Source organism: Rahnella rivi (genome assembly GCF_019049655.1).
Taxonomy (GTDB): Bacteria; Pseudomonadota; Gammaproteobacteria; order Enterobacterales; family Enterobacteriaceae; genus Rahnella; species Rahnella rivi.
In genome coordinates, this window is record NZ_JAFMOX010000057.1 from 173961 (window position 1) to 186780 (window position 12820).

Annotated in this window: 17 protein-coding genes and 1 pseudogene; 7 read left to right on the forward strand and 11 right to left on the reverse strand. The window is 47.1% G+C overall.

Features of this window, described 5'->3' with window-relative positions:
* Positions 1–583 precede the first annotated feature (583 nt).
* Positions 584–1897 carry a hypothetical protein gene (locus J1779_RS11135; RefSeq protein WP_217203785.1) on the forward strand — a complete coding sequence of 438 codons (1314 nt, stop codon included), beginning with the start codon at positions 584–586 and terminating at the stop codon, positions 1895–1897.
* Positions 1898–2088: 191 nt separating this feature from the next.
* Here J1779_RS11135 and J1779_RS11140 read toward each other — a convergent pair whose 3' ends face one another.
* From J1779_RS11140 to J1779_RS11180, 9 genes are all read right to left on the reverse strand, one after another.
* Positions 2089–2436 (reverse strand): antiterminator Q family protein, encoded by a 348-nt coding sequence (locus tag J1779_RS11140; protein ID WP_217203786.1) that lies wholly within the window; start codon positions 2434–2436, stop codon positions 2089–2091.
* A 16-nt stretch (positions 2437–2452) separates the two neighbouring features.
* Positions 2453–3466: a DUF968 domain-containing protein gene (locus J1779_RS11145; protein WP_217203787.1), complete on the reverse strand. Its 1014-nt coding sequence runs from the start codon at positions 3464–3466 to the stop codon at positions 2453–2455.
* The gene (locus J1779_RS11150; RefSeq protein WP_183850880.1) at positions 3463–3621 is read right to left on the reverse strand and encodes a hypothetical protein; all 159 of its coding nucleotides are present in this window, start codon (positions 3619–3621) and stop codon (positions 3463–3465) included. Before J1779_RS11150 ends, J1779_RS11145 begins: the two co-directional genes overlap by 4 nt.
* The gene (locus tag J1779_RS11155) at positions 3618–4343 is read right to left on the reverse strand and encodes an MT-A70 family methyltransferase (RefSeq protein ID WP_217203788.1); all 726 of its coding nucleotides are present in this window, start codon (positions 4341–4343) and stop codon (positions 3618–3620) included. Before J1779_RS11155 ends, J1779_RS11150 begins: the two co-directional genes overlap by 4 nt.
* Entirely contained in the window at positions 4340–4639 is a 300-nt protein-coding gene (locus J1779_RS11160; RefSeq protein ID WP_217203789.1) for a hypothetical protein, read from the reverse strand. Before J1779_RS11160 ends, J1779_RS11155 begins: the two co-directional genes overlap by 4 nt.
* Positions 4636–5661 (reverse strand): conserved phage C-terminal domain-containing protein, encoded by a 1026-nt coding sequence (locus J1779_RS11165; protein WP_217203790.1) that lies wholly within the window; start codon positions 5659–5661, stop codon positions 4636–4638. Before J1779_RS11165 ends, J1779_RS11160 begins: the two co-directional genes overlap by 4 nt.
* Positions 5658–5834 (reverse strand): DUF4222 domain-containing protein, encoded by a 177-nt coding sequence (locus tag J1779_RS11170; RefSeq protein WP_217203791.1) that lies wholly within the window; start codon positions 5832–5834, stop codon positions 5658–5660. The genes J1779_RS11165 and J1779_RS11170 overlap by 4 nt, the downstream gene beginning before the upstream one ends.
* A gap of 183 nt (positions 5835–6017) precedes the next feature.
* Entirely contained in the window at positions 6018–6524 is a 507-nt protein-coding gene (locus J1779_RS11175) for a YmfL family putative regulatory protein (protein ID WP_217203792.1), read from the reverse strand.
* 19 nt (positions 6525–6543) lie between these two features.
* On the reverse strand, positions 6544–6747 hold the full coding sequence (locus tag J1779_RS11180; protein WP_217203793.1) for a Cro/CI family transcriptional regulator: 204 nt from the start codon (positions 6745–6747) through the stop codon (positions 6544–6546).
* Between the two features lie 99 nt (positions 6748–6846).
* Between J1779_RS11180 and J1779_RS11185 the strand changes: the two genes are divergently transcribed.
* On the forward strand, positions 6847–7506 hold the full coding sequence (locus J1779_RS11185; protein ID WP_217203794.1) for a LexA family protein: 660 nt from the start codon (positions 6847–6849) through the stop codon (positions 7504–7506).
* An 817-nt stretch (positions 7507–8323) separates the two neighbouring features.
* Here the strand turns inward: J1779_RS11185 and J1779_RS11190 are convergent.
* Positions 8324–8785 (reverse strand): hypothetical protein, encoded by a 462-nt coding sequence (locus J1779_RS11190; protein WP_217203795.1) that lies wholly within the window; start codon positions 8783–8785, stop codon positions 8324–8326.
* 694 nt (positions 8786–9479) lie between these two features.
* Between J1779_RS11190 and J1779_RS11195 the strand changes: the two genes are divergently transcribed.
* Genes J1779_RS11195 through J1779_RS11215 form a run of 5 tightly spaced genes read left to right on the forward strand, consistent with a single transcriptional unit; the run spans position 9480 to position 11932 of the window.
* Positions 9480–9776, forward strand: a complete 297-nt coding sequence (locus J1779_RS11195) for a DUF4406 domain-containing protein (RefSeq protein ID WP_217203796.1) — start codon at positions 9480–9482, stop codon at positions 9774–9776.
* Positions 9769–10245, forward strand: coding sequence for a hypothetical protein (locus J1779_RS11200; RefSeq protein WP_217203797.1), 477 nt, complete (start codon positions 9769–9771; stop codon positions 10243–10245). The genes J1779_RS11195 and J1779_RS11200 overlap by 8 nt, the downstream gene beginning before the upstream one ends.
* Positions 10245–10538 (forward strand): hypothetical protein, encoded by a 294-nt coding sequence (locus J1779_RS11205; protein ID WP_136376632.1) that lies wholly within the window; start codon positions 10245–10247, stop codon positions 10536–10538. Before J1779_RS11200 ends, J1779_RS11205 begins: the two co-directional genes overlap by 1 nt.
* A 43-nt stretch (positions 10539–10581) precedes the next feature.
* A complete protein-coding gene (locus tag J1779_RS11210) occupies positions 10582–10824 on the forward strand; it encodes an excisionase (protein ID WP_136376633.1) in 243 nt (80 codons plus the stop codon).
* A complete protein-coding gene (locus J1779_RS11215) occupies positions 10808–11932 on the forward strand; it encodes a phage integrase Arm DNA-binding domain-containing protein (protein WP_217203798.1) in 1125 nt (374 codons plus the stop codon). Before J1779_RS11210 ends, J1779_RS11215 begins: the two co-directional genes overlap by 17 nt.
* Before the next feature lie 80 nt (positions 11933–12012).
* Here J1779_RS11215 and J1779_RS11220 read toward each other — a convergent pair.
* Positions 12013–12648: pseudogene (locus J1779_RS11220) on the reverse strand (porin); the annotation flags it as partial.
* Positions 12649–12820: the final 172 nt, after the last annotated feature.

Here is a 12820-nt window from a genome sequence, read left to right on the forward strand (position 1 = left end):
CGCCGCCCATTCCACAAACAAATAAGCCCTGGCAAATGCCGGGGCTTTTCTTTGGAATAAAAAAGGCCGCCATCTGGCAGCCATTAAAACGAGAAAACCCGCATGAGGCGGGCTTGGGTTAACATTCGACTGAGCGCTGAGAGTGTGAAGGGGATCGATAGTGCGTATCGTTGTTTACCCAACGCTCATGCGAATGCGCTTTCCAATCACTCCGGTTATCCCATCTTCGCAGACTGAAAAGCATTGTTTGGTTGTTGCAGTGCCGGGTGCCTCCCGGTGAACCGTTGACCAGCCAATCTCGGTTCGCTGTCTTCACTTCGAGGGTAAGCTGTTTAGCCCTACCGCATAGGTAGGATTCACCGCAACGTCTTAAACCTATCATATGCCCACAAAAGACAAAACCCCGCCGGAGCGAGGTTCTGAGATTATCTAAGCTTTGTTACTACGTGACCACTCTTATCAGGTTACAAGAGTTTTTGCGTACGCGTGACTTTATTTTTACTTTAAAGTGTATTTTAATCTGAATACAAACATTAGAAATAATTGATTAGCAAACTCATTATAACTCATCATTGAGGCCTACATGACAGCAGAAATAGCAGTTTTTAATAATTCATCCATTGCGTTAGCAGCTGACTCGGCAGTCACTACCGGGATAAACAACAAAGTTAAAATTTATAATAGTGCGGAAAAGCTTTTTGAACTGTCGAAGCATCACCCAGTTGGTGCGATGATTTACAATAATGCTACTATATGCAGCGCACCATGGGAGCTTGTTATAAAATCATATCGTAAACAACTTAAAGACACGTACTTTGACCATTTAGATGGTTATGTTAATGATTTTTTTACATTTTTATCGACAAATAAAGATATTATAAGTGATGACATTAGGAATCAGGCATTGCACTTCTTTTATATAGGAGAATTGCAAGCCTTGATAAAAGAAACAAATGATATTGATATTGTTACATTTATGCAACTTCATAAAGTTGAACCACTATTTGATGTTTTCTATCAGTACCTATCCATAAGAATTGATGCAAAGATAAATATTTTATTATCATCGGATTACCTTGAGGGATTTTCGGTTTTAGATGAAAATTTAATAGGTGATGACATCAGAGCCGACTCTGAAAATATAGCAAAAATAATTGTACCAAATGATCCTAGCACTGATTTCCCTCAAGAGATCCTTCAGAAAATAACAAAATTATTCACATTGCTTACTTGTAAAATTAGTGACAGCAACTCATTTACGGGTGTTGTTTTTGCTGGCTACGGTGAAAATGATTACTATCCCTCTGTAAAAACAATACATACGTATGGGATCTATAATGATAGAGTTTTATATTATATAGATAAATCAAAGACTTTTGAAAACAAGATGCATCAGTCTGGAATAATCCCCTTTGCACAGGAAGAAGAAGTCGTTAGCTTCATCGAAGGTTGCAACAGATCAATTGCAAGTTTTACCGAGACTTTGGTTAGTGAAGTTATCAACAGAGCTAAGGGTTTTGTCGATGACGAGATATTAGCAAAGCTAAATGATGAGGAGCTTAGAAAGAGTATAATTGACCAGTCAAGTACCCTTTGGCCACAGCTTTCCGCTGACTTCTCACACAAAAGAAACAACTTTGTCCGTGAAAATCAAGTTGATAAAGTGACATCAATGCTGGATTCATTGTCTAAAAATGATTTGGCCTACATGGCTGAATCTCTTGTCAACATCACCGCTTTTAAGCGAAAAGTCTCAAATGAACACGATACAGTTGGTGGCCCTATAGATGTTGCGGTAATATCTAAAGGAGATGGATTCATTTGGGTTAGAAGAAAACACTACTTTAAGTCTGACTTAAACCACAATTTTTTTAGTCGTAACAACACACACAACTAGGAGAGGAATGCATGTCACTTGAGAAAATAATTGCTGAGGCATACAAGGTAATAGCTGAAACAAAATTTGGTTCAAACAGCACACAACAAGCAATCCAAGCTGGATTCAAGAAGTAACATTAATTTTAAACCCAGCATTAGCTGGGTTTAAAATAACTGTATAAATAAACATTAAGAATTGGTTTTATTTTCTTAACCGTAAACCATTGAAACACATCCTTCTATAAACCCTTGTGCAGTCTGCATGTCTTTCCTCACAGTACCATCAGAGCACTTGCGCCTCTTAGCTATTGATCTTAGTGACACATCAAAAACATAATGCAAAATCACTAATTCATATTCTTCCAGTCGGTATTTTTTAAGACGTGCAACACATCCATCAATCAAGATGCCTTCATCGTCACAGCACTGTAACCGCGACTTAGATGTTTGTGGCAAGAGCCCTTTGAAGCCCGCTGCTATCGGCGAAAAGTCCACACCACTATTATCGCTAGCCGCCCATGCGCCCCAAAGTTCTAACGTCTCATGAATATCACGCATTCTTCTCTCCACACTCTTATTTTGCTTTGCCGGTTGCGATAACACCCATCGCCAGCGCGCGGTCTAATGTCGTCAGCAACAGATGTTCCTGTGTGCCGTGTTCTCTTTCCCAATCCTGGGTATTCGCATGAAGTGAGTCGTGACACCGTCTGCACAGCGGGATCACGAACAGGTCATGCGCTTTTGTCGCCATACCACCAAAGCCATTTCCGGTGATGTGGTGCGGATCATCAGACCCGTTACCACAGGCACAACATGGCTGGCGCTTTACCCACTGGGTGTATTTAGTGTTTTCATACCGGCGGCGCTTCGGGCGCAGCAAGAAAGACTCTGGCGTCTCCGGATCGATTGCCATCGCCAGCACCGGTTTGATATTGCTCACCAGCGCCTCACGCGGTTCTTTCTCGTACGGGTTGGTGTCGGACTCTTTCAGCTGGGTGCCCGGCGCGCGGTATTTCACACCCAGAGCCTCGCAAATTATTTCCTCCGGCAACTGTGTGGTCAGCCCCTTACTGGTCGCCCACCAGCACAATTCCGGCAAGGTCAGACGGTGGCCGTCTGGCAACCGAGACCGCGCACGAATAGATTCAGTCACGAATTCAGTGACGTTCGACAGCGCAGCGGCGTCCAGTTTGGCTGATTCTTTGTCGCGGTATTCATTGTCGTGAGACCAGCACAGGGAAACCGTGCCGCGCGCCCGGCGTACCTGCACCAGCTCATGGTGATGATATTGGCCGCCAAAGTCGGTGCACTGGCAGCCGCGGTTACGCTTAACCCACTGCGCCAGCTCATCCCAGCCACCAGCCAGGCCAATCACGCGCTCTGAGGAAAGAAAGGCGGCGATACGCGGATCACGCGATAACGGCTGAGCCTCTACCGGTACCAGACCGTCCGGCGCGCCGCGCAGGTCTGCTGGCTCGTCGGTGATCAGCAGACGTTTACCGCTGAAGTGCTGCAGCATGTCGCCCGGCGGCCGCAGCAGCACGATCCCCAAATCCCTCTGTGGGTATGGCTTCAATAATGCTCTCATTTTTCGCCCTCCCCGGCTTTGACCAGGCTATTAAGCACAGCATCAGCATGTTCCCGCGCACTGTCGTAATCCGACGGGCAATGCTCGCCAGTCGCAGATGCAGCCTTAAGATAGCCACGATAGGCATCAAGCCAGATTTTCTGAAGTTCGTTCACGCTGCCACCTCCTGAACATTTTTAGCGCCAGCCAGAACATGCTGATAATGACCCGCCTGCACTTTGACGCGAGAGTTGCGCGCTGCTGGCATGGCGGTGAACGTCGCCTGAACCAGATCGATATCATTGAACGGGGTTTCGTTGCCCCAGTGATGCCAGCCAGCAGCGTCACCACGGCTGAACAGTTCAATGCGGGATACTGACCCGTAGAGCTCGTCCAATCGCAGGCGCACTTCAGCTGGTTTTTCGCTGTGCTCACCGCGGCAGCTGTGAACAACCTGTTTAACGCTGGCGCTGACGCGCTCGAGCCCGGCGCCGCGGACGGCGATCAGAACATCTTCGCTATTACCGCGCGTATAGTTGCCGCCGTTCATGACTGTTTCGGCGCTGAGTGCATCCAGAAAGTCTTCAAAGTCGATCATGGTTTGCTCTGCAAGTGCCCGTTCAATACGCCCGCGCGCCTGCTCGTAAAGCTTGATCCACGTGAAACCTTTCATCGTCTTGACTTTAAAGCCCCAGGCCTGCGCCAGCTCGACAGCTTCTTCTGCGAAATTGCCGGTGTACCACATTGCCAACACTGCGCTTTCAGCGGCGATTGACCAGACCGGGAGACGTTTGATGTCTTCCAGCGTCATGGTGCTGTAATGATCGCCCGCTGCACCGTTGCTGATTTTGTTGCTGTACTGCCAAGGCGGATCCGCATATATCAGTTGATAGCTCATGCCCGCCCCCTTCCCTGACGTACTGCCCACAAATTACGCTCAAACTCAGCATTGATTTCAGCCTGGGTTTTCACTGCCTCGGATGCCGCGATGAGTCGATATTTACTCGGCGATTTTTCGGTCATGGTGATTGTGATTTTTGGTCGGCTGCGCAGCGCGTTGAGGGCGCCATGAACTGCCGTAGGGTGCGGTGTAAGCCCGGTGTTAACCACGATTACGGCCTCGATTTCTGCCGCGGTGCGCGGGGTGTTATCGCTCTCCAGCACTTCAAGAACTAATTCTGGATATGATTTCATGCTGCTTTCACTCCCTGCTGGCTCTGGGTGCACTCTTTCCAAATCTTGGCCCATGTGGTGATGGCGAAATCACTGCGCATGCTGCGGACGCTGGCTTTGCTGGCCTCGGTGCATACCAATTTTTCCAACTCGCTTGGAGCCTTAGTTGCCGCTACACCGCTGATGAACCGGCGGTATGCCGCGTCGCGTTCGGCGGTATCAACTGCAACGTCACCGTCAGCTGTCCACTTGCCATTCACACAGACCGGGCGGCCACTCTTCGCCCATTTGGTCGCGCTGAGCAGGTAGCCTTCGAATTTTGCTGGCTGGAACAACGTTGCCGGGCGCAGATACTCGGCCATCTTCGGAGAGTCGCCCCAGTGAACTTGCTTGTATTCGATAACCAGCTGCAGTTCTTCCAGGGTGTGGCCTTCTCGCAGACGGGCACGCATGTTTTCCAGCGAGCTGTTGGCAGGCTGATAACGTGATCCGGTGATTTGGTTCAGGTGTTTCAGTGCCTGTTTAGCCTGATCAGTAATTTCAATCTCGGCGTCGGTCTGCGCAGCAGGCTGACAAAGGGTTTTTATATCTGATGGATCTTGTTTTGAATTTACTAACGGATCCCCTCCAGATTCTGGACGGTCAAAACCGCTTTTATTCACGATTTCTGGACGTTCAGAATCTGAATATTCAGAATTGGAACGTTCAGAATCTGAATGTTCAGAAACTGGACTATCAGAATAGAAACCCGCAGCTGCCTCGCGGAGCTTCTTCACGTTCAGGTAATACAGGTTGGTTTTATTGCGGTTGCCCTTGCGGCGTTCTTCTCGAGATAACCAGCCATCTTTCTGCAACTGAGTGATGGCCGTAATGACAGTGCTGCGGCCAGCGCCAATCTGACGCGCAATCGTCTCAATACCCGGATAGCAGGTCCCCTCATCGCTGGAGAAATCCGCAAGACGCAGCATTACCAGCAATTGGGTACCTTTCACGCCAGCCTGAGCCAGCCCGTCCCAGACGTATGCGGATAACTTAACGCTCATAGGATCCTCGTGAATTTTCGCCGGAATTGTTCAGTAGGCTGGGCGCATTCATGCGGATAGCCGGTGCGCAGGAAGATGACGCGATCCCCCGCTCGGTCGAATCCCACGACGTGTACCACAACGCCCCGCCAATCCTTGTAACGCCGGTCCAGCTTTTGGATTTCTTCAGGCATGCGCTCACCTTCCGGCTGTGCTCACAGACGTAACCTACCCACCAGGCAGCGAACTGGTAGTTGCACGGGATCCAGCGGTTGCCTATCATCACTTCGTACGAAAGAGAGCCATCAGTACCGCCAGTCGCTACGCAGCGGATTTGCGGAACTCCGGCTTTTATGAGTAAACTGTTCATGCGTTGATTACTCCACACGTTTAGTTAATGCACCCGACGCCCTGAGCTGCACACTTGGGGCGTCAACCTTTTCATGCAAGGCCACTACTGACTTCACATACTCATCACGGGCAGCTAAATGCTTACGATGAAGCGCCATAATTTCTGTCTTCTCGCTTTCATCAATTACCCCGTCGTCTGCTATCGAAATATTTATCTGCTGATCAACCTTCCCACTCTTAGCCGCAACCTTTACCCCCTTGATGAACAGATCAACGTGGTCCAGTTCGTCACGATGTGGGATTTCAACGAAAAAGCCTCCGCGGCGCTGAGCGAAGTAGTCCGCCAGGTGATTAGCACCGCTGATGTCTTCCATCGCTTCAAGCTCTGCAACCTCGAAGAAGCGACAGCCATTCTTTTCGTACAGGTTGTTGTTGAATTGCGTTTCAGTCATGCCCAAAGCGCCAGCCATTGCAGAGCGCCCGCCGGGGTATGCTTTACACATCGCTTTTACTGTTGATTTCAGGTCTACCATTTCGCTTTTCCTTCGGTAGTTATGGCTGAGCGCCAGCGGTGATAGTCTTTTCGTAGAGCGCTGGATTAACCTTCAACGCACCTTTGGTTAAAACTTGAATTTCAAATGCGCGCCCTTTTGGAATTAATTCGGTCCAGCCAGAAACCGAAGCATGCGATAAGCCCAACGCCTTAGCGGTTTTTCCTACGCCGCCGAAGTAAGAAATAACTTCATTTTTTTTCATTTCGTTCTCATTTGTCATGAAATGGCACATTGAGATAGTAGGATATCTTACATATTGGAGTCAAGGAATCCTACATCGATAGATGGTAGGATTGCCTACATGGAAATGAATGAAAGAATTCGCGCTAGACGCAAAGAACTAAAATTGACGCAGTCGGTTCTCGCTAAATTGATCGGTGTGAACCGCGTGACCGTTACAGGTTGGGAGTCAGGAGACTATAAGCCAGGTGGTGAAAACCTCCAGGCGCTTGCGGGTGCCTTAGAATGCAACCCTCAGTGGTTAGTTGATGGCAAGGGAGATCCTTTAGAAAATGCAGCTCCTGCAAGCCCCCCTTCCGAACATTTTGGCATTAAAGAAATTCCTGTTTTATCCTGGGTTCAGGCCGGCGAGTGGACAGAGTCTGGGGCATCGATAACTATTCGTGATGTTAAGGAATGGATTTATACCACTGCAGCAGTTTCCTCTGCAGCCTTTGCATTGCGGGTCCGAGGGGATTCAATGACTAACCCAACTGGTGCGCCAAGCATTCCAGAGGGTTCTATGGTTGTTGTCGATCCCGACCGGATGACTAGTGAAGATTCGAACGGTAAAATCGTTGTTGCACAGCTTATAGGTTCAACTGAAGCAACATTAAAAAAATACGTTGTGGATGGACCTCAAAAATACTTGGTTCCACTTAACCCTAGTTATCGCCCCCTCGAAGTTAACGGCAATTGCAAGCTTGTAGGCATCGTCCGACAGGTGATAATGGATTTGTAAATCTTCCTAGATTCTAATGAAGCCGCCATGTGCGGCTTTTTTTTGCCCAAGCAATGTAAGTTATCCTACATTTTTAATTGACACTAATAGGTAAGTTATCCTACATTTGTTGCATCAGGCCAACACAGCGGTGAAAACAGTTGCGTATGGTGCATTTCGACCAGATTTGGTCTGATTTGCAGGATCAAAGCTTTTAACCTTGGCGGCTGGATTCAATATGGTGGAAGAGGTGGTCTGGCAGAGGCGGAACGAGGGCGATATAGGGAGTGTCCCTGAATGTGACTACTGAGCTCACATCTACAGGATGGTGGCAAATGGCACAGACGAGGGATGAAACCATGTCAGAGCTGGGGTAATTGGAAGAGGCAACAAAACGTTCAGAAGTACATTTCTCACAAGAGAGTTTTATGTCAGGCATTTTTCAACTCGGGGGATAGGTGCGGGACTTAATTAGAATTATTAAGAATTTTCCTATTCAGGTTTAAGTGTAGCAGGTATGCAAATTTTCGTCGGGTTTTCACAACGCTAAGAGCACTGATTGATGAGCGTCTCACTAACATTCAACTTCTGAACCACAGAATCAGTGCTCTTAACGTTGTGTACAAAATAAAAAAGCGACCAGTGGCCGCTTTGTTCTTTAACAATCTGGATATCCTCATTTGCAAGGAGGCCATTGTGGAAATTATTTTTTTTCCACTACTGCCGGTGTAATCGGCGTTTTAGGTGCTGGCCTTTCATTCTTTGGCACATGATCTACAACAAATACACGTCCAGACGTAGGTTTCGGTTGAGGCTTAGATGGTAATTTACTCATCAGTTATTCTCTCGGTAGATCTCCTGCTAACCATGCAAAACATTTTTCCAAAAAAGTCAACTTTGGGGTTTTGTCGTCAAGTCCTAATGCTAGGGATGTACGCTTATAGGCAGCAGAACACAATATGCCCCACGGCGTTGAATCCAAATTAAGTAATGATTTGTAACGCTTATTTAACTCTGATTCGTCACAGTCATCAGCCTCGATTCGAAGCATTAAATATTTTTTTGCTTGATCTTCTGAGATTCCTGAGTATCGCCCAAATTGATACACGACCTGACAAACAGAAAGAACAGCAATTATTACACCAAACAAAGCATGGTTATACAGAGAGATAAAAACGCTGCAACCCGCCGCGATAATAATGAAAGTAATTGCACGATCAATTCGCCCAGTTAAAACGCTATACATTTTTTCCAGATGATATGAATACGTTATATCAAACATTAATTCGTGACGGGTCATATTTTACCTTTAATTTTCTTGCTTTGGTTGTGGGTTTTTTGGTGGTTCAGGCGGCCGTACATTTCTCGGAACGTGAGCCTGCTCATGGCCATCTTTATTTTTAGGTCTATTTTGCTCGTTCAATTTCTAGTCCACTCAGTTGTTGGGGATATCCAGATTAACCCAATCCTTGTTGTTGGGGAATAGCAGGATCCACTGAGCCTGATGTGGTTAAAAGACAGGCACACAGCGTAGAGATCACTGGCGACTGAGTGGCCCATAATCCAACTCAATCGTTCGAACTGTAAAATCAGTAATCTCTACGTTGTGGCAAGCATCAGGTGATGGCCGGGCCTATCCCGCCCGGTTTCGACTACCGCCGCCCTATCAGATCGACGTGGAACTCGATAATTGCTGTGTGTTGTTGTCTTTCGGCGGTGGCATGACTCTTCAACCTACCTAAGGGGGAGCGAAGATAATGTTCTGATCATGACCATCGCCAATTTTTTCGCAAATATAGACAAGGGTTCGCTGGCCCCGCCAGTACGAAGCCAGAGGCTCTTGTCTATGTCTGAGTAAATTAAATTAATTGCCATCACTGGCAAGGGATTCGCTCACGCCGAAATCAGCTAAAGGAGTATTTCATGAAAACTGATATCGCTTTTTATCTGACCCTCGGCGTGGTTATGGTAATCACGTATTTAGGAATGCAGCCATGAAAGTGTACATAGCGGGGCCGATGACCGGCCTACCGCAATTGAACCGCCCTGCTTTCATCCAGGCAGCGATGAAAATGTCATTCGAAAAGCATGTCCCGCTTAATCCGGCGATCCTGCCGGACGGCCTGACAGAAGCTGATTACATGGCCGTCGGCCTGACAATGCTTCAGCGCGCAGATGCTATCTACCTGCTGACCGGCTGGCAGTTCAGCGCAGGCGCCAGAGCTGAACATGCGCTGGCCTTGAAGTTAGGTTTGGAAGTAATCGAACAAAGGGTTAGCAGCCATGACTGAGGCAACCAAAGACTTCCAAATCTTCAGCGCTATGAAAGCCCGTGTTGAGAATGCACTTAATCAAGGGCATGACCAAATGGCAATCCCTGTTGAAGCCCTCAAAATAATCCTCGATCAGCTCGAAGTCATCAGCAAATCGGAGTGGAAGCTGGCTGATGAATTGACCGAACTGCAAATGAATTACAACGCGATTCAGTTGAAAAGCGATCAGGTCCCGGTGACTTGGTTAAACGACGCGCACCTTGCGCGCGGCCACATCGTAGGTGAGGCGGGTGAAGAGGATGCCGGTCCAGGTATGATTCCCGTTTACCGAGAAAAATACCCTCCGCCGCAAAAGCCAGTCATCAGCAAAGAAAAACTGTGTGACTGGTTAGAAGATAATTTTGATATCGATGATAGCCAGCGCGACGCATTCGCAAATTGTTTTGCTCATCACTGCAAGTGCATCGTTAAAAAGGAAGATGAATAATGAAGAATTTAACCAACGAACGTCTGAAGGAAATTATAGCGCATCGCTCCCCTTCTCTGCGATGGGGAGAGGCTGAAGCAATGGCAAGAGAGCTTTTAGTTTTGCGTCCTGGTGAAGTGGCCGCGGTTACTGCTGAATCCGCGCCAGCATATCTTCTGGGTTTAATGGAACAGGTTAAAGCCTGCAACACCCCGGAAGAGCTCAGAGAACTGAGGAGCCGGGTTAGCCTGTCTGATCTGAATACAGCGATCGGTTCTATCGACCAAGCAATCGAAAAACTTTCAAATCTGTAAGCCGGTGTGCAGCCAGCTATAACTTAAACGTGTGGGGTGATTTATGGCGAGAACATTAACGTTAGATGAATGGGCTCTCGATGAGTTTTCAGCACCAATACCCAGCAGAGCAACGCTGATGAGGTATGCCAAAAACGGAATGATTTACCCCCTTCCCTTTAAGGCTGGACGTTGCTGGCGTGTTGAAGCGACAGCGCGTTTTATTGGCATGGCCGAGAAGCCCGAGATCAGCAAGGACTTAGATCCACGTTTAATGAGGATTCTCGAAGATGGCACGTCCACGTAAATACAATGTGAATATCCCCGGTCTTTCCTGCTACACCGACGCCAGAACCAAAAAGGTTTACTGGCGTTATAAACATCCAGGAACAGGAAAATTTCACGGGCTTGGAGACAATGAAGAGGAAGCAAAAGCAATCGCAATAGATGCAAATATGCAATTAAACCAGCGGAAAATGGCAAACCTTCTCCGGGTAAGAAATGAAATTAGCCGTGAGGTAAGCAAAGGGATTACCACAAATGCATGGGTTGATAAGTACAGACTAATTCAATTAGAAAGAGTTAAAGCCGGGGAGATCAAAGCTGATACTGCAAAGCTTCGTGAACCATCATTAAGAGCTTTGGTTTCTCACTGTGGCATAAAAACCTTATCAGATGTAGGTGCCAGAGATATCGCCGGAATTCTGGATCTATATATAGAAAAAGGCCAAGGCCGAATGGCGCAAATGGTACGCTCCACACTAAGTGATGTTTTTAAGGAAGCCCAGCATGCTGGGGAGGTTCCTGCTGGATATAATCCGGCGAAAGCAACTAAGCAACCAAGAGCGAAAGTTACAAGGCAAAGGCTTTCTTTGGATGAGTGGAAGGAAATATATAAAGAGGCTTTGAAGATGCCAGTGCACATTCCCCGTGCAATGTTGTTGGCAATGATTACCGGACAGCGAATTGGAGATATTTCAAAATTAAAATTCGCGGATATTTGGGATAACAAGCTTCATATAGTACAACAAAAAACCGGGGCAAAAGTTGCCATTCCGCTTTCTTTAAAATGTGAAGCGTTGGGCATTACACTTCAGGATGTCATTACTGAATGTCGTGATTCAGTTTTGAGCCAATGGATCTTGCATCATCACAGAGCGAGAAGAAATTGTACGCGTGGTGGGCAGATCACTAAGAGCACACTTTCAAAGGGATTTGCAGAAGCACGAGATAACTGCGGCCTAAAATGGACGGGGGAAAGTCCCCCCACCTTTCACGAGCAGCGTTCTCTGTCAGAACGGCTTTTCAGTGAACAGGGTGTGAACACACAGGTTTTACTCGGACACAAAAATAGTCAGATGACGGAGAAATATCACGACGATCGGGGTAAAGACTGGAAGGAGGTTATCGTTTAATTCGTTGGTGGTTTTGCAGAAGAATTTTGCAGGAGTTTTGCAGGGATGCACATTTATCTTGTAATAATATGAAGTTAGCAGTTGATACCCATGCCGAAATCATAGGTGGTGGACAAACCGTAGCCGTCACCGTTCTGATGACCAACATCGCGGTGATTGTTTGTGCCTTCAGTATCGTTGGTGCCATCGTTAGCACCCTGATATTGCAGTGCAAAGTTCAGGCCTTTCACTTCGCCGAAGAAGTCAGTGTTACGGTAAGTTGCAACGCCGTTGGTACGGCCAACCATGAAGTTATCGGTGGTAGTGTAGGTATCACCACCGAACACTGGCAGCATATCGGTCCAGGCTTCAACGTCATACACTACGCCGTAGTTACGGCCATAATCGAAAGAACCGTAGTTATCGAATTTCAGACCTGCAAAGCCCAGACGGGTCGCATTGCCTGAATTGCTACCTTCAGTGTTGTTCGCCTGAACGTTGTATTCCCACTGGCCGTAACCGGTCAGTTGGTCAGAAATTTGGGTTTCACCTTTAAAGCCAACGCGGACGTAGGTTTCATCACCATCGTCACCCACGTTGTCAGAGAACTGATGACGGGCATCCACTTTACCGTACAGGTCAAGTTTGTTGCCGTCTTTATTATAAACTTCCGCGGAGTGTGCAGCGCCAGCAACTAATAAGGCTGGAACAATCAGGGCCAATGCTTTTAATTTCATGACGTCATTCCTTTATCATTTAATTGAATACTTAATTTTTTTATATATACTTTATTTATGAGTCAGAGCTCGCAGTAATACTAACCAACTAGTTCCCTTGTTATGTAGGGAAATTATCGCGTTTGTTTTTATTATTTATTGCTAAGTATTTCAATGCTATTGACATATATTT